At 68.8% G+C, this 20068-nt stretch carries 18 protein-coding genes; 5 read left to right on the top strand and 13 right to left on the bottom strand.

Features of this window, described 5'->3' with window-relative positions; translation table 11 throughout:
• Nucleotides 1–4 precede the first annotated feature (4 nt).
• The 9 genes from murD to K6L26_RS13585 form a co-directional block, all read right to left on the bottom strand.
• Nucleotides 5–1477 (bottom strand): UDP-N-acetylmuramoyl-L-alanine--D-glutamate ligase, encoded by a 1473-nt coding sequence (murD, locus tag K6L26_RS13625; protein WP_221853389.1) that lies wholly within the window; start codon nt 1475–1477, stop codon nt 5–7.
• Nucleotides 1478–1490: 13 nt separating this feature from the next.
• Nucleotides 1491–2570 carry a phospho-N-acetylmuramoyl-pentapeptide-transferase gene (gene mraY / locus K6L26_RS13620; protein ID WP_019347645.1) on the bottom strand — a complete coding sequence of 360 codons (1080 nt, stop codon included), beginning with the start codon at nt 2568–2570 and terminating at the stop codon, nt 1491–1493.
• Nucleotides 2567–4120, bottom strand: coding sequence for a UDP-N-acetylmuramoyl-tripeptide--D-alanyl-D-alanine ligase (locus K6L26_RS13615; RefSeq protein ID WP_085140158.1), 1554 nt, complete (start codon nt 4118–4120; stop codon nt 2567–2569). The genes mraY and K6L26_RS13615 overlap by 4 nt, the downstream gene beginning before the upstream one ends.
• Nucleotides 4117–5658 carry a UDP-N-acetylmuramoyl-L-alanyl-D-glutamate--2,6-diaminopimelate ligase gene (locus K6L26_RS13610; protein ID WP_019345238.1) on the bottom strand — a complete coding sequence of 514 codons (1542 nt, stop codon included), beginning with the start codon at nt 5656–5658 and terminating at the stop codon, nt 4117–4119. The genes K6L26_RS13615 and K6L26_RS13610 overlap by 4 nt, the downstream gene beginning before the upstream one ends.
• A gap of 52 nt (nt 5659–5710) precedes the next feature.
• The gene (locus K6L26_RS13605; protein WP_076211667.1) at nt 5711–7639 is read right to left on the bottom strand and encodes a peptidoglycan D,D-transpeptidase FtsI family protein; all 1929 of its coding nucleotides are present in this window, start codon (nt 7637–7639) and stop codon (nt 5711–5713) included.
• Nucleotides 7636–8790: a cell division protein FtsL gene (locus tag K6L26_RS13600; RefSeq protein WP_076211669.1), complete on the bottom strand. Its 1155-nt coding sequence runs from the start codon at nt 8788–8790 to the stop codon at nt 7636–7638. Before K6L26_RS13600 ends, K6L26_RS13605 begins: the two co-directional genes overlap by 4 nt.
• Nucleotides 8787–9956: a 16S rRNA (cytosine(1402)-N(4))-methyltransferase RsmH gene (gene rsmH, locus K6L26_RS13595; RefSeq protein ID WP_234788550.1), complete on the bottom strand. Its 1170-nt coding sequence runs from the start codon at nt 9954–9956 to the stop codon at nt 8787–8789. The genes K6L26_RS13600 and rsmH overlap by 4 nt, the downstream gene beginning before the upstream one ends.
• On the bottom strand, nt 9931–10362 hold the full coding sequence (gene mraZ, locus K6L26_RS13590) for a division/cell wall cluster transcriptional repressor MraZ (RefSeq protein ID WP_029108782.1): 432 nt from the start codon (nt 10360–10362) through the stop codon (nt 9931–9933). Before mraZ ends, rsmH begins: the two co-directional genes overlap by 26 nt.
• Nucleotides 10363–10778: 416 nt before the next feature.
• Nucleotides 10779–11180, bottom strand: coding sequence for an SCO2097 family morphological protein (locus tag K6L26_RS13585; protein ID WP_019348073.1), 402 nt, complete (start codon nt 11178–11180; stop codon nt 10779–10781).
• A 227-nt stretch (nt 11181–11407) separates the two neighbouring features.
• On the opposite strand from K6L26_RS13585, the gene K6L26_RS13580 reads away from it, so the two are divergent.
• The 4 genes from K6L26_RS13580 (at nt 11408) to K6L26_RS13565 (ending at nt 15535) form a co-directional block, all read left to right on the top strand.
• The gene (locus K6L26_RS13580) at nt 11408–12028 is read left to right on the top strand and encodes a GNAT family N-acetyltransferase (protein WP_085140160.1); all 621 of its coding nucleotides are present in this window, start codon (nt 11408–11410) and stop codon (nt 12026–12028) included.
• Nucleotides 12029–12039: 11 nt separating this feature from the next.
• Entirely contained in the window at nt 12040–12756 is a 717-nt protein-coding gene (locus K6L26_RS13575; RefSeq protein WP_076111647.1) for an LppM family (lipo)protein, read from the top strand.
• A 129-nt stretch (nt 12757–12885) separates the two neighbouring features.
• Complete coding sequence (idsA2, locus tag K6L26_RS13570; protein ID WP_064897403.1) at nt 12886–13974, top strand: bifunctional (2E,6E)-farnesyl/geranyl diphosphate synthase; 1089 nt, start codon at nt 12886–12888, stop codon at nt 13972–13974.
• Nucleotides 13975–14005: 31 nt separating this feature from the next.
• Entirely contained in the window at nt 14006–15535 is a 1530-nt protein-coding gene (locus K6L26_RS13565) for an alpha-(1->6)-mannopyranosyltransferase A (RefSeq protein WP_221853253.1), read from the top strand.
• Here K6L26_RS13565 and K6L26_RS13560 read toward each other — a convergent pair.
• The gene (locus K6L26_RS13560) at nt 15524–15928 is read right to left on the bottom strand and encodes an Rv2175c family DNA-binding protein (RefSeq protein ID WP_019349147.1); all 405 of its coding nucleotides are present in this window, start codon (nt 15926–15928) and stop codon (nt 15524–15526) included. The genes K6L26_RS13565 and K6L26_RS13560 overlap by 12 nt on opposite strands.
• Before the next feature lie 36 nt (nt 15929–15964).
• On the opposite strand from K6L26_RS13560, the gene K6L26_RS13555 reads away from it, so the two are divergent.
• Nucleotides 15965–17209: a protein kinase domain-containing protein gene (locus K6L26_RS13555; RefSeq protein ID WP_036393936.1), complete on the top strand. Its 1245-nt coding sequence runs from the start codon at nt 15965–15967 to the stop codon at nt 17207–17209.
• On the opposite strand, the gene K6L26_RS13550 is transcribed toward K6L26_RS13555, so the two are convergent.
• The 3 genes from K6L26_RS13550 to K6L26_RS13540 are packed head-to-tail and all read right to left on the bottom strand — an operon-like array spanning nt 17206 to nt 20007.
• Entirely contained in the window at nt 17206–18603 is a 1398-nt protein-coding gene (locus tag K6L26_RS13550; RefSeq protein ID WP_019348091.1) for a class II 3-deoxy-7-phosphoheptulonate synthase, read from the bottom strand. The genes K6L26_RS13555 and K6L26_RS13550 overlap by 4 nt on opposite strands.
• Nucleotides 18604–18643: 40 nt before the next feature.
• Nucleotides 18644–19156, bottom strand: a complete 513-nt coding sequence (locus tag K6L26_RS13545) for a polyadenylate-specific 3'-exoribonuclease AS (protein WP_019348090.1) — start codon at nt 19154–19156, stop codon at nt 18644–18646.
• A complete protein-coding gene (locus K6L26_RS13540; RefSeq protein ID WP_019348089.1) occupies nt 19156–20007 on the bottom strand; it encodes a hypothetical protein in 852 nt (283 codons plus the stop codon). The genes K6L26_RS13545 and K6L26_RS13540 overlap by 1 nt, the downstream gene beginning before the upstream one ends.
• Between the last annotated feature and the right edge of the window lie 61 nt (nt 20008–20068).

The following is a 20068-nucleotide window of genomic DNA, read 5'->3' as shown; positions in this document are numbered from 1 at the left end:
GCGCCTACCCGATCGCGGCGCGGACGGCACCGGCGAACGCATCGCCGCGCTGGCCGTAGCCGCTGAACTGATCGAAGGACGCGCCTGCCGGAGCCAGCAACACGGTGTCACCCGCGCCGGCCAGCCCGCGGGCGGCATCGACGACCGCCGCCATGACCGCGTCGGAAACCGGGCGGTCCCCAACTTCGATCACACGAGTCACATGGTCACCAATAGACTCATTTGTCTCAAGCACCCCAGAATCCTCCCCCGTCACAACCTCGACGACGGGGACATCCGGGGCGTGTCGCGATAACGCATCGGCAACCATCTGCCGATCCCGCCCGATCAGCACCACCCCTACCAGCCGATTCGCCACCTCGCGCACCAACTCGTCGACCGAAGCGCCCTTCAGCAAGCCTCCTGCGATCCAGATCACCCGGTCGAACGCGGTGATCGAAGCTTGCGCCGCGTGCGGGTTGGTGGCCTTGGAATCGTCGACGTAGCGCACCCCGTCGGCCTCGCCGACCAACTCCGCGCGGTGCCTGCCGACCTGGAACGACGCCAACGCGGCCGCGATCGATGCCGGGGTCACCCCGACCGCGCGGGCGAGCGACGCGGCCGCCAGCGCGTCGAGCACACCGACCGGACCGGCCACGCTGATCGTCGCCACATCAGCCAACTCGACCGCGGCACCGAAGGCCCGGTCGACGAGCTTGCCGGCGCGCACCCCGAGTTCGCCCTCGGCCGGCTCACCGAGGCGGAATCCCACCCGCACCCCGGCCTTCGCGGTGGGCAGCAGACCCGCCGCCACCGGATCGTCGAGACCCACCACGGCCACCCGACCGGCCAGCGCCCGGCCCTTGTCCGCGGCGTAGGCAGCCATCGAACCGTGCCAGTCCAGATGATCCTCGGCGACGTTGAGCACCACACCGGCATCCGGGCGCAACGAGGGCGCCCAGTGCAGCTGGAAGCTCGACAACTCGACCGCCAGCAACTCAGCGGGCTGCTCCAGCACCGCCAGCACCGGGTCACCGATGTTGCCGCACAACAGGCTTCGCCGGCCATCGGCTGACAACATCTCGTGCAGCATCGAGGTGGTGGTGGTCTTGCCGTTGGTGCCGGTGACCACCAACCACCGCCGCGGCGGACCGTAACGGCCCGCAGCATCCAGCCGCCAGGCCAGTTCCACATCGCCCCAGATCGTGACACCGGCCTCGGCCGCAGCGGCCAGCACGGGCGCCGTGGGCGGGAAACCCGGGCTGGTCACCACCAACGCGTAGTCGGCGATGCGGGCGATGGCCGATGCCGGATCTACGACCGTGGTGCCCTGCGCGGCGTACGCCCCCAACGCCTCGGCATTGTCGTCGCACAGCGTCGCGGCGACGCCGAGCGGTGCCAGCGCCGCCAGCACGGCACGTCCGGTGACCCCCGCCCCGGTCACCAACACCGGGGCGCCCGGGGCGAGCAGCGAGAGCAGCCCCTGGTCGTCTCCCACCGGGCCGCTCACGTCAGGCCCCGACTGCGGTGAGCCACTCGCTGTAGAACAGGGCCACGCCCAGACCACAGGCGATCGCCGTCAGCAGCCAGAACCTGATGATGACCGTGGTCTCGGCCCAGCCCACCAGTTCGAAATGGTGATGGAACGGTGCCATCCGGAACACGCGGCGGCCCGTCGTACGGAACGCCAGGATCTGCACCACCACCGAGGTCACCTCGGCCACGAACAGCGCACCCAGCACCACCGCGAGGATCTCGGTGCGGCTGGTCACCGACAACCCGGCGATGATGCCGCCCAGGGCCAGCGAGCCCGTGTCTCCCATGAAGATCTTGGCCGGCGCGGCATTCCACCACAGGAAGCCGATGCACGCACCCGCCGTCGCAGCGGCGATGATGGCCAGATCCAGCGGGTCGCGCACGTTGTAGCAGCCCAGCCCGGGCGCCGTCGCACAGGCGTTGCGGTACTGCCAGAACGTGATCAGGACGTAGGCCGCGGTCACCATCGCCATCGCGCCGGCCGCCAACCCGTCCAGGCCGTCGGTGAAGTTCACCGCGTTGGACCAGGCACTGACGATCACGACGCAGAACAACACGAACACCCAGCCCGCCAGCGTCACCGTGGCGATCTCGCGGACATAGGACAGCTCGGGGCTGCCCGGGGTCAACCCGTCGCCGTTGCGGAACTGCAGGGCCAGCACACCGAACAACACCGCCGCGGTCAGCTGGCCGACAGTCTTGGCGGTCTTGTTCAGACCCAGGTTGCGTGAGCGGCGCAGCTTGATCAGGTCGTCGACGAAGCCGACCAGGCCGAGCATCGTGGCCAGCCCGAGCACCAACAACCCGGAGGCCGACGGACCGTCACCGCCGAGTGCCAGCCCGACCAGGTGAGTGCCCAGGTAACCCGCCCAGATGCCGGCCACGATCGCCACGCCGCCCATCGACGGTGTCCCGCGCTTCTTGGCGTGACTGGCCGGGCCGTCCTCACGGATCTCATGGCCCAGCCCGCGCTTGGTGAACAGCCGAATCAAGGCCGGCGTCAGCAGGATCGACACCGTCAGAGCGATACCGACGGCGATCAGGATGAGTTTCATCGAACGGCATCCCCGTCTGCGGCCGGGCCGGCCGCGGCAAGCAGGGCATCGGCAAGCGCGCCCAACCCGACCGAGTTGGATGCCTTCACCAGCACCACATCCCCTGGCTGCAGCTCAGCCTGCAACAGGGCCAGGGCAGCATCGGCGTCATCGACCATCGTGGACTCAGACCCCCACGAACCCTCCATCACCGCGCCGTGGTGCATGGCGTTCATAGTCCTCCCGGTTCCGACGACGATTAACCGAGACACATCTAAGCGCACCGCGAACCTTCCGATGGCGTCGTGCTCGGTTATCGCGTCGTCACCGAGTTCGGCCATCTCCCCCAACACCGCCCAGCTGCGGCGCTTCCCGCCCAGGTCAATGGCGGGTTCACCCGCCTGGTCACGGGCATTCTGCCGGGCCATCCAGGCCAGCGCCTTCAGGCCGGCACGCATCGAATCCGGATTGGCGTTGTAGGCGTCGTTGATCACCGTCACACCGTCGGGGCGGGTGGTGACCTGCATCCGGCGCCTCGATACCGGGCCCGCGCCGGCCAACGCCGTCGCCACCTGGTCCAATCCGGCGCCGCACTTCAGGGCCACCGCGGCCGCACACAACGCATTGCCGACCTGGTGATCACCGTGCACCGCCAACGCCACGTCGACCTGTTCGCCGCCCGCATGCAGGGTGAACCGCGGGCGCGCGAGCTCGTCGAGCGTGACCGGGCCGGCCCATACGTCAACCTCGGAACCAGGTTCGCGCGAGACCCGCACCACGCGCGCCGCGGTCTTGCCCGCCATGGCCGCCACGGCGGTGTCGTCGACGTTGAGGATCACCACCCCTGAGGCCGGAACAGCCTGCGGCAACTCGGCTTTGGTGTTCGCAATCGCCTCGCGGGAGCCGAACTCGCCGAGGTGGGCGGTACCCACGTTGAGCACCACCGCGATCTGGGGCGGAGCGATCGCGGCCAGCGCGGCGATGTTGCCCGGATGCCGGGCGGACATCTCCAAGATCAGGTAATCGGTATCCGGCGTGGCCCGCAGCACCGTCCACGGGTGGCCCAGCTCGTTGTTGAACGAACCCGGCGGCGCGATGACCTGCCCGAGCGGGTCGAGCACCGCCGCCAGCAGATCCTTGGTCGAGGTCTTGCCCGAGGACCCCGTCACCCCGATGATCGTCAACCCGCCCGCCACGAGTTCAGCGGCCACCGCGGCCGCCAGCTTGGCCAGCGCGGCCAGCACCGCCGCACCGGAGCCGTCGGTGTCGAATTCCAAAGCGCCGGAAGCGGCGTCGGCCGCCCCGCGGTCCGGTTGCACGACGATCGCGGGCACCCCGACCGGACGGGCGGCCAGCACGGCGACGGCCCCGGACTCCACCGCGGCCGCTGCGAAGTCATGGCCGTCGGAACGGGCCCCGGGCAACGCCAGGAACAATCCGCCGGGGCCGATCGCACGGGAATCGAACTCGACGGAGCCGGTGACCACGGTCGATGCGGCCTCGTCGGCACCGATGTCGGCCAACTCGCCGCCGACGATCTCGGCGATCCTGGCGATGGTCATCTCGATCACGTGCCCGACTCCCCTGACTTGAGTGCCTCCAACGCCGCCGCCAGCTCGTCACGGTCATCGAACGGCCGGGTGTGGCCGGCGGCGGTCTGCCCGCTCTCGTGGCCTTTTCCGGCGATCAGCACGATGTCACCGGGCCCGGCCCAGGCCACCGCATGCTCGATCGCCGCGCGCCGGTCACCGACCTCCACGACCTCTGTACCCGCGGATGCGTCGCTCGCACCGGCCACGATCGCCGCCCGGATCAGCGCCGGGTCCTCGTCCCGGGGATTGTCGTCGGTGACGACCACGAGATCGGCCAGCTCGGCCGCGACCCGGCCCATCGGTGCGCGCTTGCCGGTATCCCTGTTGCCGCCGGCCCCGAAAACCACTGCGATGCGGCCAGGGCCCGACGCGCGCAGGGTCTCCAGCACCGCCTGCAGTGCACCCGGCTTGTGTGCGTAGTCGACCAGCGCCAGGAACGGCTGCCCGCGGTCGATCGGCTGCAGCCGGCCCGGCACGGTCGCCGTACGCAGTCCCGCGGCCGCCTGTTCCGGCGACACCCCCGCCCCGTCCAGCAGTGCGATCGCCAAAGCCGCGTTGGCGATGTTGTATCCGCCCGTCAGTCCGATCCGCAGCTGATGCGACTCCCCCGCGGGATCGATGAGGGTGAACTCCTGGGCTCCGGCGCCGACCGCGGTGATACTGACCGCCCGCCAGTCCGCCGCGACACCGGTAGCGCTCACCGTTGTCACCTTCTCGGCGCGGCGGGCCATCGCCACGCCCGCATCGTCGTCGACACACACCACCGCCGCGGCGGCATGGTTGGGTGACACGGCATCGAACAGCCGGGCCTTTGCCTCGAAGTAGTCCGCCATCGTCGGGTGGAAATCCAGGTGATCGCGCGACAGGTTCGTGAACCCGCCGAGGGCGAAGCTGATCCCGTCGACGCGGCCGAGGCTCAGCGCATGGCTGGACACCTCCATCACCACGGTGTCGACACCGCTTTCGACCATCACGGCCAACAGCGCCTGCAGATCCGGCGCCTCGGGAGTGGTCAGCGCGCTCGGCAGATCACGACCCGCGATGCGCACCCCAACCGTGCCGATCAGTCCGGCCACCCGGCCCGCGGCCCGCAGACCGGCTTCGACCAGATACGTCGTGGTGGTCTTACCCGAGGTTCCGGTCACCCCGATGACCGTCAGCCGTTCCGACGGGCGTCCATACACTTCGGCCGCCAGTTCACCGAGCACCGACCGCGGGTCGGGGTGAACCAGCACCGGCACATCCAGACCACCCAGTTCGGCAGAGCCGGCGGGATCGGTGAGAACCGCCACCGCCCCGGCCGCGACCGCATCTGGCGCATAGCGCGCGCCGTGCACCGCCGCCCCCGGCAGGGCGGCGAACAGGTCCCCCGGCCGGGCATCCTGACCGCGCAGGGTCACCCCGGTAACCCGTAGTTCCGGCAGCGGATTTCCGGTAGCGGACACCGCTTGGACCTGATCGGCGAGCGGCACGAGGTATTGGCCGGCAGGACGGCTCGGACGCAGCTTCATGGCCATGCCACAGTACCCATCTGCGGTCCGCCGACCGCACCACCCACGGCGATCGGGGTCAGGTCGCCTGCAGGGTCAACCGTGCCCCCGGATCGGCCGACAGCGGGACGTTGTGACGCTGCAGCAGCCACGAGGCGATGTTGTGGAACAGCGGCGCCGCCGACGATCCCGGAGAGCCGTCGGCCGCGCGGTGCGGCGCGTCCATCATGATGCCGACCACGTAGCGAGGATCATCCGCAGGCGCCATGCCGGCGAAGGTGATCCAGTAGACGTCGTCGTAGTAGCAACCGCAGGCGGGATTGATCTGCTGGGCAGTACCCGTTTTGCCGGCGATCTGGTAGCCCTCCACGCCGGCCTGCGGCCCGGTGCCCTGCTGCACGCCCGTCGGGTCGCGCTGCACGATGGCGCGGAACATGTTTCGCACCGTACGGGCGGTCTCCGGGGTCACGACGCGCACACCTTCCGGGCGCGGCTCGTCGGTACGGGTGCCATCCGGGGCGATCGTGGACTTGATGATGCGCGGCGGGATCCGCACGCCGTCGTTGGCGATGGTCTGATACATACCGGCCATCTGGAGCAACGTCATCGAAAGACCTTGCCCGATCGGCAGGTTGGCGAACGAACTGCCCGACCACTGATCGATGGGCGGCACCAGACCGGAGCTCTCACCGGGCAGGCCGACGCCGGTGCGCTGACCGAGGCCGAACCGGCGGACCATGTCATAGAACCGGTCCGGGCCGATTCGCTGGGCCAGCATCAGTGTGCCGACGTTCGACGACTTCCCGAACACCCCGGTCATCGTGTAGGGCATCACGCCGTGGTTCCACGCGTCGCGGACCGTGACGCCGCCCATGTCGATGGAGCCGGGCACCTGCAGGACCTCGTCAGGACTGGCCAGCCCGTACTCGATCGCCGAGGCAGCCGTGATGATCTTGTTCACCGATCCGGGCTCGAACGGCGAGGACACGGGGAGGTTGCCCATCTGCCGGCTCTCCTGCCGACCCAGATCCTGACTCGGATCGAACGTGTTGTCGTTCGACATCGCCAGCACCTCACCGGATTTCGCATCGAGCACCACCGCCGAGACGTTCTTGGCGCCCGACGCGTCCTTGGCCTGCTGCACCTGCTGCTGGACGTAGTACTGGATGTCGTCGTCAAGGGTCAGCTGCACCGTGGACCCGTTGACCGCGTCGTGCCGATTTCGATAGCTGCCGGGGATCACGACGCCGTCGGAGCCGCGGTCGTAGGTCACCGAGCCGTCGGAGCCGGCCAACACCGCGTCGAGCGAGTCCTCAAGCCCGAGCAGGCCGTGGCCGTCCCAGTCGATTCCGCCGACGATGTTGGCGGCCAGCGAACCGCCCGGGTACTGCCGAAGATCCTGCCGCTCGGCGCCGACCTCGGGGAACTTGTCCATGATCGCGCCGGCGATGGCGGGATCGACCGCGCGGGCCAGATAGACGAAAGTCTCGTTGCTCCTGAGCTTCTTGAGCACGGTCTTGAAATCGGGCCGGTTGTCGAGCCGGCTGGAGACCTCCTTGGCGATCTCGGTGAGCCGGCGGTCCGGGTCGGGCGCCTCGTCGGATTTGGCCTTGGCTTCGGCGAGTTGCTTGCGGATTCGGACCGGCTGGAACGTCAGCGCCTTGGCCTCGATGGTGAACGCCAGCTTGTCGTCGTTGCGGTCGACGATGGCGCCCCGCATGGCCGGGTTCACGTCGGTGACCTTGAGCTGGCTGGCGGCCTCGGCGCGCAGGCCTGCCGCCCTGGGCACCTGCAGGGTGAACAACTGCGCGGCGGCGATCACCAGCACCGCCAGCATCACCAGGTTGCCGGTGCGATGCCGGAACACGAAAGACGAGCTGCGCAACCCAGTTTCGGCAGCGGCGACCCGAGTCCGGCGGACCCGGGCCTCGTGGCCCGGCCCCGGTGCGGCCTTCTTCGCCCGTTGCGGCTTCGGCGTCTGGCTCTGGCGGCCCGGGCGGCGGCTCATGCGGCGGGCACCGGGGCGCTGATGACCACGGCCGGGGCGTGCACCGCCGTGGGCGGGCTGAACTGTTCCAGCGGTGTGGCCGGGCCGGCGGCCACGGGGGCCGCAGCGACCGGTTCCGGCACGGCGGGTTGGGGCACGGGCTGCTCGGCCACCGGACCCGGCGCGGTGGGCACACCCGGCAGGTGGATCGGCGGCGTTGCCTGCTGCGGTGCAACCTGTGCGGGGTCGACGGCGGCAGGTCCTGCAGCCGCGCCCGGTGCAGGTGCGGCAAGCACATCAGGGGCGGCCGGCGGTGCGGCGGGCACCGGGCCGGGCGCCGCCGGCAGCGCTCCCGGCAGGCCGTGGGGTGCGTCAGCTTGCGGAATCGGAAGGCCCGGTAGCGCGGGCGAACCCGCACGCGGCGTACGCACCGTCAACTCACGCGGATCGAGCACCCGCGGGGCCGGAGGTGCGGGCGGAGGCGGCGGAGCCTCTTCGGGCAGCGGCGTGTTCAGCGGCGGCGGCGGTACCCCTTCGGCGGGCTTGGGGGTGCCGACGACGGTCCAGTTGCCTGCGGCGTCCTGCACCAGGTGTGCGGTGTCGCGTGACGGGATCATGCCCAGGTTGCGGGCGGACTCGGCCAACGCCGGGGCGGCCTGCGCCTCGAGCACATCGCGCTCCAGCGCCTCTTTCTGTTGCAGCAGGCCCTGGTTGATCTCGCGCGCGTGGCCCAGCTGATAGGACCGCTCGGCCGAACCGGTCGACAACCACAGTGTCACGGCCAGTCCGAGGCCCAGCGCGGCGATCACCAGGACGACGAACGGTACCCGCGAGATCAGGGCGCGCGGATTGAGCTCGATCGAGGACAGCCGCACCAGCAGGCGTTCGCGGAGACGGACCCGCAGTGGCGGACGGACGACCTTGGGAGCCTTGGCCTTACGTGCCTTAGCCCGGGCTTTGGCCTGGCTGGTGCTCTTGGGCCGGGCCGGTCGGGTGCCCGGACGCTGGATCGGCCCGGTGCCGGGTGCGCTGCGCGCGGGGCGCTGCTCGGAACCCGGCCGGCGCTTGCGCGGCGGAGCCTGTTCGTTGCGTCGCCCGCCGCCTCGTGCGGGTTGACGCACCGGACGCCTGCGATCTGACTCACGCAGCTGCTCGGGTCGCTTCACCTTCATGAGTTCCCCCCTTCCCCAACCTTTTCCAGTGCCCGCAGCCGCACCGGGGCGCTACGCGGATTGCGATCGATCTCGGACTGGCGGGCCTTCTCGGCGCCGCGGGTCAACGCGACGAATTCAGGTTCGTGGCCGGGCAACTCGATAGGTAGGCCCGGCGGCGTGCGCGATGCGGTGGCTGCGCTGAACGCCTGCTTGACGATCCGGTCTTCGAGCGACTGATAGGACATCACCACGATCCGTCCACCGTCGACCAACGCGGCCAGGGCGGCGGGCAGCGCGGCACGCAGCGACTCCAGTTCGCCGTTGACCGCGACCCGAAGCGCCTGGAAGGTGCGCTTGCCCGGATGGCCTCCGGTGCGGCGCGCCGGCGCCGGGATCGCCTCGTACAGCAACTCGACCAGCTCGCCGGTGGTGGAAAACGGTTGCTGTGCACGCCGTTTGACCACCTTGTCGGCGATTCGGCCGGCGAAACGCTCCTCACCGAAATCCCGCAAGATCCGGGCGATCGACTTGGCGTCGTAGGTGTTGAGGATGTCCGCGGCGGTCAGCGGAGCATCGGGATCCATGCGCATGTCCAGCGGTGCGTCCGCGGAGTAGGAGAAGCCGCGTTCGGTCTGATCGAGTTGCATCGACGACACGCCGAGGTCGAACAACACCCCGTTGATCTGGCGGAAGCCGCATTCGGTGATCGCCCCGGTGATTCCGTCGTAGCGGGTCCGCACCAGCCGCATCCGGTCGCCGAACGGCGCCAGGCGTGCACCGGCGATGCCGAGCGCATTGGGGTCGCGGTCCAGGCCGATCACCTGCAGGCCGGGAAAGTCAGTGAGGAAGCGCTCGGAGTGGCCGCCCGCGCCGAGGGTGGCGTCCACCAGGACCGCGCCGGTTCCGTCGTCACTTCGGCGAGTCAGCGCGGGGGCCAGTAACTCGACACAGCGGTCGAGCAGCACCGGGATGTGGCCGTGGCCCTTGGCCTCTGAAGGATCTGGCACCGCTGAAACACCTCCGCTCGGAATCGCCCCTGCACCGGGGTCTCTGTCCGAATTCACGGACCTGGCGTTGGGGAAGTACGCCAGGGCCAATTCGGGCAGAGGCCTCGTTGCACGGGCTAGGTCCGGGCCAGCCGCCGGTTGATGAGCGGCATCACAGGATGTCGCGCAGAGCTTCATCGGTGGCCGCGGAGAAGTTTTCTTCGTGGGTCTGCTGATAGGACTGCCAAGCTTCTGCGTCCCAGATCTCCAGATAGTCGACCGACCCGATCACCACGCATTCCTTGGACAGGCTCGCGTAGCGACGGTGATCCGCCGACAGGGTGATCCGGCCCTGCGCGTCGGGGTGCTGCTCATCGGTGGCGGCGGCCAAGTTGCGCAGAAACGCCCGCGCGTCGGGGTTCCTGCGCGACGCGTCAGCAGCGCGCCGGGCCACCTTCTCGAACTCGTCACGCGGGTACACGGCAAGGCTGTGATCTTGGCCCTTGGTGACCATCAACCCTCCTGCCAGTGCGTCGCGGAACTTGGCGGGCAGCGTGAGCCGCCCCTTGTCGTCGAGCTTGGGCGTGTAGGTACCCAGAAACATCTGGACACCTCCCGCCACCCGGTTCGGATCCCGAGTCGCTTCGCCTTCTGCCCTCCGAACGGGGCTCCGTTTTCCCCGTTGGCCGCCACTTTACCCCACGATCCCCCACTTTGCTCCATTTAGACCGTCGAGTTTGGGCTTTCTCCCCACCGGAGTCCCCCGCAAGCCGGAAAAATGGACGCCAGAACCGGCCGATGCCAGGGTTGGGCAGCCGAAAAGCGCAGGTAGATGGATGCGCAGACAAGGTGGGGCGTTGTGGGGCAAAAATCCCTGAGAATCAGGCGCCCCGCCCCACATCACCCCACAGATGGGCGCCGACGGCACTCCTCGGCGTGTCGCTGGGGCAGGCACAAAAAAGGGGCAGCCCTTACGGGCTACCCCTTGAAACCGTTGGCCGGCTCAGTCGTCGAAACCGCTCAGTCGTCGAAACGGCGACGGAACCGGTCCTCCATCCGAGCAGTGAAAGAACCTCCGCGCTGACGACGCTGACGCGGCGCGTTGGCGGAGCCCTGCGCGGCACGGTCGCGGCCCCCGGCGACGCGCGGGCCGGTGACGGCGAAAACCACACCGGCGAACATCGCCACGAAGCCGAACACCGAAAGAACCGGGAAGCCGCCGAGCCACAGCGAATTCACCGCCACGCCGACGACCAACAGCGCCAGGCCGAGCACGAACAACAACGCGCCCTGCAACCGCCGCCGAGCCGATGGCGCGCGCAAGGTCCCACCGCGAACGCTCGAGGCGAACTTGGGATCCTCGGCGTAGAGCGCGCTCTCGATCTGATCGAGCATGCGCTGCTCATGATCGGAGAGTGGCATTCGTCCCTCCTTGCCGACGCCGCCGTCGCTTTTCAAAATTTCACATGCCCGCAATCACGGGCACCTAAGCCTAATGATACGAGGTCGATCCGAGCCGTACCACCTTGTTCGCCGTCGATTGTAGGCGGTTCCGAGATCACCCCGGTCGATGGGACCGACCGCCTCGCAACCGGATAATGCTGAAGATAATGACTCGGCAGAGACCGGGCAGGCGAAAGGCGAGGGCATTGGCGACGTATCTCATCGATCTGTCGCCGGACGACATGAAGCGCCGGCTCCCCGAGGCGCTGCGCGTGTACGTCGACGCCATGCGCTACCCGCGCGGAACCGAGGAACAGCGCGCCGCCCTGTGGCTCGAGCACACGCGGCGCGCGGGCTGGAAATGCGTGGCCGCCGTCGACGTCGCCGGCGCGGGCGCCGAATCCTGCACCGGCGCGCCGCCTGCGCCCGCCACCGCCGACCTGGTCGACGCCCCCCTGCAAGGAATCGCCTACGGCTACAGCGGAGCGCCGGACCAGTGGTGGCAACAGCAGGTCATCTCCGGCTTGCAGCGGGTAGGCGCCAGCCCCGGCAACATCGCCGAGCTGATGGCCAGCTACTTCGAACTCACCGAGCTCCACATCGAGCCCAGCGCCCAGGGTCAGGGCCTCGGCGAGGCCCTGACCAGGCGACTGCTGGCCGGCCGCGCCGAAGCCCACGTGCTGTTGTCGACCCCTGAGATCAACGGCGAAGCCAACCGCGCATGGCGGTTGTACCGCCGGCTCGGCTTCACCGACGTCATCCGCGGTTATCACTTCGCCGGCGATCCCCGGCCGTTCGCCATCCTCGGTCGCCCACTGCCGCTGTGACATCTGGCACGATGACCAGCGTGCATGTCCGACCACCGAGCCGCCTTCGGCGACGTAGCCGACGGACCCGACTGCTCACCCTGGTGATGTTGCTGCTGATCCTGCCCATGGCGGTGGGCTGCGTCCGGGTTCGCACCTCGATCACCGTCTCCCCCGACGACCGGGTGTCCGGCCAGATCATCGCGGCGGCAAAGCCGCGGGACGCCGACGACAAGGGCCCGCAGCTGCTCAACAACCTCCCGTTCGCCAAGAAGGTCGCGGTGTCCGAGTACAGCCGCGACGACTACGTCGGCTCCCAGGCGGTGTTCTCGGACCTCAGCTTCGCCGAAGTGCCCCAGCTGGCCGGAATGAGCCGCGACGCCGCCGGAGTCGACATCTCCCTGCGCCGCGCCGGTGACCTGGTGATCCTCGAGGGCCGCGTGGACCTCACGTCGCTGTCGGACCCGCAGGCCGACGTCCTGCTGACCGTGTCGTTCCCCGGTGAGGTGACCTCGACCAACGGCGACCAGGTGAGCTCGTCGATCGTGGAATGGAAACTGCGGCCGGGAATCGTCAGCACGATGAACGCCCAGGCCCGCTACACCGACCCGAGCGCCCGGTCCTTCACCACCGCGGCCATCTGGCTCGTCGTCGGCGCTTTCCTGGTAGCCGGAGCGGTCGGGACGCTGGCATGGATGAGCCGCGATACCTCCCCCAAGCCGGGTGACCCGGTCGCGGGCAGCGACTGACCGTCCACGCCGCCGCGCGGCCGGACTCACAGCTACGCCGCCCTCACTTGGTACAAAACGTGCGGCACGCTCTACTCTGAATGCACTCGGGGGCACACCGTTGACGACAGAAAGGGGCGGGCGCTGAGCGTGCAAACTTCGGCACCGTCAACCGTCGAGCTGGCCCGGGCCGTCACCGACCAACTACGCGACTATCTGCGTGAGCGCCGCCGCGACTGCGAGTACATCGGAACCGACTACGCCGAGCTCACCGAGACCCTCGAGGAGTTCGTGCTCCGCGGCGGCAAGCGAATGCGCCCGGCCTTCGCCTACTGGGGCTGGCGCGCGGTGATCGATCCGGCCGACCGCCCGGCCGGTCCCGATGTGCTGAGGCTCTTCGCCGCACTGGAGTTGCTGCAAGCCTGCGCCCTGGTGCACGACGACGTCATCGACGACTCCGCCACCCGCCGCGGCCTACCGACCGTGCACCGGTTGTTCGCCGACCGGCATCGCGATCGCAACTGGCACGGATCCTCTCGGCAGTTCGGCGTGTCAGCGGCCATCCTGGCCGGCGACTTGGCTCTGGCCTGGGCCGACGACATCGTCGCCTCCGCGGCCATCCCGGCCGAGGCGCAGAAGCGCGTCCAACAGGTCTGGCGCCATATCCGCACCGAGGTGCTCGGCGGCCAGTACCTCGACATCGTCGCAGAATCCAGCGGCGCCGAATCGGTGGCCTCGGCGATGAACGTCAACACCTACAAGACCGCGTCCTACACCGTCTCCCGGCCGCTGCAACTGGGCGCCGCGGCCGCCGCCGACCGGCCCGACGTGCAGCAGATCTTCCATCAGGTCGGCAACGATCTCGGTGTCGCGTTCCAACTTCGCGACGACGTCCTCGGAGTATTCGGCGACCCCGCGGTGACCGGCAAGCCCTCCGGTGACGACCTGCGGTCGGGCAAACGCACCGTGCTGCTGGCCGAGGCGCTTGAGCTGGCCGACAAATCCGATCCCGCCGCCGCCGAACTTCTGCGCACCTCCGTGGGTACCGAGTTGTCGGACGCACAGGTGGGCACCCTGTGCCGGGCCATCGAGTCGATCGGCGCGCTGGCCGCCGTCGAAGCCCACATCGAACTTCTCACCCACCGCGCGCTGGACACCTTGGCCGCCGCACCGATCCACGAGCAGGCAAAGACCGGTCTCGCCGAAATCGCCCGGTTCGCGGCGACCCGGTCGGCGTAGGAGACCGTCACAACGACATGTCCACTCCCTCATGACTCGCTTGCCGACCAAGACTCCCAACGCGGGGGTCGCACAACATCTCTCACGTCTGGCCGCCTTCGCGGTGTCCGCCGATGCCCGCCCGGCCCGGCTGGGTTTCCTGGGGGCCGCCCTTCTGACCATCGGCGGGCTCGGCGCGGGCAGTACGCGATTGCACGATCCGCTCCTGGAAACACTGCACCTGTCCTGGCTGCGATTCGGACACGGCCTGGTGCTGTCCTCGATCCTGCTGTGGGTCGGCGTCGCGACGATGCTCATCGCCTGGCTGTGGCTGGGCCGGCGGGTGATCGACCGCACCGCCGGTGAATACACCATGGTGGCCACCACCGGTTTCTGGTTGGCACCACTGCTGCTCAGCGTTCCGCTGTTCAGTAGGGACACCTACTCGTACCTGGCCCAGGGTGCACTGCTGCGCGACGGCTTCGACCCGTACGTCGTGGGACCGGTGCAGAACCCGAACATCCTGCTGGACAACGTGAGTCCCATCTGGACCACGACGACGGCGCCCTACGGGCCGGCGTTCATCCTGGTGGCGAAGTTCGTCACGATGCTGGTGGGCGACGACGTGGTGGCCGGCACCATGCTGTTGCGCCTGTGCATGCTGCCCGGGCTGGTGCTGCTGATCTGGGCGACGCAGCGCGTCGCGCGGCACATCGGCGCGAGCCCCGCCACGGCCCTGTGGGTGTGCGTGCTCAACCCGCTGGTGATCATCCACCTGATGGGCGGCGTGCACAACGAGATGCTGATGGTCGGGCTCATGATGGCCGGCATCGCACTGGCTTTCCGACAGCACCCGGTCTGGGGCGTCGGCCTGATCGCGATGGCTGTCGCCGTCAAAGCGACCGCGGGACTTGCACTTCCGTTCGTCGTGTGGGTGTGGGCCCGGCAGCTACGTGACCGCCACGATCACCCGCCGGTGCGCGCGTTCGCCCTCGCTACCGCCGCCTCCATCGCGATCCTGGCGGCGGTTTTCGCGGTGATGTCCTGGCTGGCCGGGGTCGGCCTGGGCTGGTTGTCCGCTCTCGCCGCCGGCAACGTGAAGATCATCAACTGGCTGACCGTGCCCACCGCCGCCGCCAACCTGATCAACGGCGTTGGCGGCCTGCTGTTTCCGGTCAATTTCTACGCCGTGCTGGAGATCACCCGCATCATCGGCATCCTCACCATCGTGATCGCCCTGCCGTTGCTGTGGTGGCGGTACCGGCACACGGACCGCGAGGCGCTGGTCGGCATCTCGCTGGCCATGGCCGTAGTCGTCCTCTTCGTTCCCGCCGCCCTGCCGTGGTACTACACCTGGCCGTTGGCGGTCGCTGCCGCACTGATCCAGACCCGGCCCGCCATCGCGGTCACCGCCGGGCTGTCCACCTGGATCATGGTGATGTGGAAACCCGATGGGGCACACGGCATGTACTCGTGGGCACACGTCCTGCTGACCACCGCCTGCGCTGTCGCGGCCTGGTACGCGATCTCCCGCGCCCCCGAGGCACCGGCCGTGGCCGACAGCCGACCGTCAGTAGGCTAGCGCCTGCGCGCGGCGCAGCACCTCACGCGCCTGGTGGGAGTGCAGCGCGTCAATCGGGCGGGCGTTGGAGATCTGCTCGGTGCGACCGTCGGCCGTGATCGTCAGCGACTCGTCCGGGGTGAACAACCAGCGCATGATCTCGGTGTCGCGGTAGCCGCCGTCGCGCAGCACGACCAGCAACCCGGGCAGGTGCTTGACGACATGACCGTTGCCGTCGAAGAAAATCTGCGGTACCACCAGGACTCGATTGCGCCGCACGGCGATCAACTGCCCGTCACGCAGTTGTTGGTGAACCTTGGTGACCGGGATGCCGAGCAAATCCGACACCGTGGGTAGGTCGTAGACGGCCTCGTCGGGGGCCAGAACGTCGTCGGCCGCTGGAATGCTGCTCACCGCATCGATTCTAGGACCTCGGCCGAGACTCGTAACATGTGTCCGGTGGGGCAGCAACCGGATCCACTCGTCGGCACGATGCTCGACGGGCGCTATCGCGTGGACACGCCCATCGCCAGCGGCGGCATGTCGACCGTCTACCGCGGCCTCGACGTCCGACTGGACCGCCCCGTGGCCCTGAAGGTGATGGACTCCCGCTACAGCGGCGACAGCCACTTCCTGACCAGGTTCGGCCGTGAGGCCAAGGCCGTGGCCCGGCTGAAGGATCCAGGCCTGGTCGCCGTCTACGACCAGGGCGGTGGCGGCACCGCGCAGGAGCCACCGTTTCTCGTGATGGAGTTGATCGACGGCGGCACGCTGCGCGAACTGCTGGCCGAGCGCGGCCCGATGCCCCCGCATGCGGTTGCCGCGGTGCTCGAACCGGTGCTGGGCGGCCTCGCGGTGGCCCACCATGCCGGACTCGTCCACCGCGACATCAAGCCGGAGAACGTGCTGATCTCCGACGACGGCGAGGTCAAGATCGCCGACTTCGGTCTGGTACGCGCGGTGGCCGAGGCCAAGATCACCTCGACCAGCGTGATCCTGGGCACCGCGGCGTATCTGTCCCCCGAGCAGGTGAGTACCGGTGACGCCGACCCGCGCAGCGACGTGTACGCCGTCGGCATCCTCACCTACGAACTGCTCACCGGCGTCACGCCGTTCACGGGAGACTCCGCCCTCAGCGTCGCCTACCAGCGCATGGACCACGACGTGCCCGCGCCGAGCACGGTAATCGCAGGGGTACCAAGGCAATTCGATGAATTCGTGCGCCGCGCCACCGCCCGTGACGCCCGGCAGCGGTTCGCCGACGCCGACGACATGCGAGCGGAGCTACACGACATCGTCGACGACCTCGGCCTGCCGGCGTTCCGGGTGCCCGCTCCGCAACAGTCCGCGCAGCACCTGGCCGCCACCCGCGTGCACGAACTCGCCGAGCGCGACGATCCGCGCGTCGGGGCCACCACCGTGGTGACGGCCGCGGCGCCTGCGGCGGGGCCGGCGCCGCGCCAGCCCACCCGCGAGATCACCCGGGACCAACACGACTGGGCGCCGATCCCCGCCGAGCCCGAATACGCATTCGGCGCAAGCCAATTCGCCGGGATCGAAATGAGCGAGTTCTACTGGGCCCGCCAACGCGCCAAACGGGTATTGGCGTTCTGGGTGATCGCAGTCATCACGTTCACCGGTCTCGTCGCCGCGGCCGCCTGGACGGTCGGCACCAACGTCGGCGCGCTGCTCTAACCGCGCAGCATCTCGGCGACGAGGAAGGCCAACTCCAGGCTCTGCTGGGTGTTGAGCCGCGGGTCGCACGCGGTCTCATAGCGCCCGGCCAGATCCGAGTCCGAGATGTCCTGTGCCCCACCGAGACATTCGGTGACGTTCTCGCCGGTGATCTCGACGTGGATGCCGCCCGGGTGGGTGCCCAGCGCATTGTGCACCTCGAAGAACCCCTGTACCTCGTCGACGATGCGATCGAAGTGCCGGGTCTTGTACCCCGTCGACGACTCGTGGGTGTTGCCGTGCATGGGGTCGCACTGCCAGACCACCTTGTGGCCGGTGGCCTCGACCTTCTGAATGAGCGCGGGCAGCAGGTCACGGACCTTGTTGTTGCCCATTCGGGTCACCAGGGTCAGCCGGCCCGGCTCGTTGTTCGGATCCAGCCGCTCGACGTATTCGACAGCTTGCTCAGGAGTTGTGGTCGGCCCGAGCTTGATTCCGATCGGGTTGGCGATCACCTCGGCCAGCGCCACGTGCGCGCCGTCGAGTTGGCGCGTGCGCTCACCGATCCACAGGTAATGCGCGGACTGGTCGTACAGCTTGGGCGGCATGTCCGGGTTCTCGGCCGGGTCGGACAACCGAAGCATCGCCCGCTCGTAATCGATCACCAGCGCTTCGTGGCTGGCGAAGATATCAGCGGTCTGCAGATTACGGTCGGCCACCCCGCAGGCGGACATGAACTTGAGGCCGCGATCGATCTCCCCGGCCAGCGCCTCGTAGCGCGCCCCGGCAGGTGACGTCCGGACGAACTCGCGGTTCCAGTCGTGCACCAAGTGCAGCGACGCCAACCCGGACGAGGTGAGCGCGCGCACCAGGTTCATCGCGGCGCTGGCGTTGGCGTAGGCGCGCACCAGCCGTGACGGGTCGTGCTCGCGCACGGCGGCGTCCGGGGCGAAGCCGTTGATCATGTCGCCGCGGTAGGACTTCAGGCCCAGCGCATCGAGATCCGACGATCGAGGCTTGGCGTACTGGCCGGCGATCCGCGCCACCTTCACCACCGGCATGCTGGCGCCGTAGGTGAGCACGACCGCCATCTGCAGCAGCGTGCGGATGTTGGCCCGGATGTGCGGCTCGGTGTTGTCGACGAACGTCTCGGCGCAGTCACCGCCCTGCAGCAGGAACGCCTCACCCCGCGCGACGTCGGCCAGCAGGCCCTTGAGCTTCTCGATCTCCGACGGCACGGTGACCGGCGGCACGCTCTCCAGCACGGTACGCATGGCCTTTGCCGCTTCCGGATCCCAGCTGGGCTGCTGAACAGCCGGCTTGGCCAGCGCCGCGTCGAGCCGCTGACGCTGCTCGTCGCTCAGCGGAGGCAGTGGCGGCAGCTCGTCGATGGGGATGTCAACGGTCCAGTTCACCCGTTCATGGTAACCACCGGTGAACTACCGTTTCCGCCGGTTACGTGGCGCCGGGATCCCGAGCCGGGGCCAGCCCCATACCCGTCATCAACTGGAACCGGTGCAGGTTGTGGCGCGCGTCGACCAGGGCGTCATGCGCCTCGGTCGGGCGCGGGGGCATTCGCGGCGAGCCACGGTCTTCCCAGAACTGCCGCAACTCACGGGTGAACCGCGGCATCGCCGGGGGCAGATCGGTCATCGGACCCCACAGCTGGCAGAGCACGACATGGTCGTAAGCGCCCACCCACGCCCACAGCTCGATCGGCTCGTCACCGTCGATGTCGAAGAAGTCCTCCAGCTCCGACCGGATCTGCCGCCGCGACCGCCACAGCTGCGAGGACGGGGACGGCAGTTTGGGCAGCACGTGCTTGCGCACCCACCGACCCGCGCGGTCCGGGTTGAACTCCGTCGAGATCGCGTAGTACTCGCGTCCGTCCTCGGCGGCGACGCCGATCGAGATCAACTCGATGGTGCGACCGTCGTCGATGAACTCGGTGTCGTAGAAATAGCGCATCAGGCGTTCCGTCCCGGGGCGGGGGCCGCATGGATCTCCCGGTCCAGCTGCGCGTCGACGGCCGCGTCGTCGGGAAACTTCGGCATTCCGGTGATCGCGTCCTGCAACCACAATTTGGCCTGCACCACCGGCCGGCGCAGCCAGCGCTCCCGTTCCAGCGCGCGGTGCATCTTGCGAGGACGACTGGTGTAGCGCCAGCGCGCCCACGGCGCGTGCGGCCGCGACAGCCGAACCGCTCCGACGAACAACAACGGGGTTATGAACATACCCACCAATCCAGTCCAGACCTTGCCTTTGAGCAGGACCACCACCGCCAGCAGCAAGGTCAGCACCGCCGCCGCGACCACAAGCGCCCGCACGGCCGGCGACTGGTCCTCACGCCAGATACCGATATCAAAGAATGACAGCGGGTTGAAACCCAGGATCAACAGCCCCGCCACCGCAACAGCGGCGAACACCGCATCCACCGACGTACGGCCGTCCTCGGCCCAGTACACGTCCGAAAGGTGCAGGATCAGCGCGAACTCGTCGAGCACCAGGGCCGCTCCGATACCGAACAGCACCGCGGCCGCGGTGAACTCCGCTACCCCGCCGCTGACCGCCAGCGTCACCATCGTCACGCCCGAGACCATGACGAGCACGACCCCGATCACCATGTGGTGAATGTGCACGGAGCCGTGTCCCATGTTGCGCGGCTGCCACCACTTGGGCGGACGGTCACTGCCGGCATTCCGCCGGATGTAACGCACCACGATGCGGGTCACGAAGAACGTCAGAATGAACGCCACCAGGCAGCACAGCAAAGGCAGGCGATCGCGGGTGAGGAAATCGAGGTGAACGGTCGCATGCACGCCCAAAGAACTTACGCCGACCTGCGCGCGTCGCGAGTGCGGTTGCGCCGTCGGCGGGCTA

The organism is Mycobacterium farcinogenes (assembly GCF_019739075.1).
Taxonomy (GTDB): domain Bacteria; phylum Actinomycetota; class Actinomycetes; order Mycobacteriales; family Mycobacteriaceae; genus Mycobacterium; species Mycobacterium senegalense.
The sequence above is the reverse complement of the archived record's forward strand: the minus strand, read 5'-3'. Positions and strand labels throughout refer to the sequence as shown.

Excerpts from the sequence above, each read along its gene's own strand:
- K6L26_RS13600 (WP_076211669.1), bottom strand. The coding sequence starts at position 8,790 with ATGAAGGTGAAGCGACCCGAGCAGCTGCGTGAGTCAGATCGCAGGCGT.
- K6L26_RS13585 (WP_019348073.1), bottom strand. The coding sequence starts at position 11,180 with ATGCCACTCTCCGATCATGAGCAGCGCATGCTCGATCAGATCGAGAGC.
- K6L26_RS13555 (WP_036393936.1), top strand. The coding sequence starts at position 15,965 with ATGTGTCCGGTGGGGCAGCAACCGGATCCACTCGTCGGCACGATGCTC.
- rsmH (WP_234788550.1), bottom strand. The coding sequence starts at position 9,956 with ATGAAGCTCTGCGCGACATCCTGTGATGCCGCTCATCAACCGGCGGCT.
- K6L26_RS13575 (WP_076111647.1), top strand. The coding sequence starts at position 12,040 with ATGACCAGCGTGCATGTCCGACCACCGAGCCGCCTTCGGCGACGTAGC.
- K6L26_RS13605 (WP_076211667.1), bottom strand. The coding sequence starts at position 7,639 with ATGAGCCGCCGCCCGGGCCGCCAGAGCCAGACGCCGAAGCCGCAACGG.
- K6L26_RS13565 (WP_221853253.1), top strand. The coding sequence starts at position 14,006 with ATGACTCGCTTGCCGACCAAGACTCCCAACGCGGGGGTCGCACAACAT.
- mraY (WP_019347645.1), bottom strand. The coding sequence starts at position 2,570 with ATGAAACTCATCCTGATCGCCGTCGGTATCGCTCTGACGGTGTCGATC.
- mraZ (WP_029108782.1), bottom strand. The coding sequence starts at position 10,362 with ATGTTTCTGGGTACCTACACGCCCAAGCTCGACGACAAGGGGCGGCTC.
- K6L26_RS13610 (WP_019345238.1), bottom strand. The coding sequence starts at position 5,658 with ATGGCCATGAAGCTGCGTCCGAGCCGTCCTGCCGGCCAATACCTCGTG.
- K6L26_RS13545 (WP_019348090.1), bottom strand. The coding sequence starts at position 19,156 with ATGCGCTATTTCTACGACACCGAGTTCATCGACGACGGTCGCACCATC.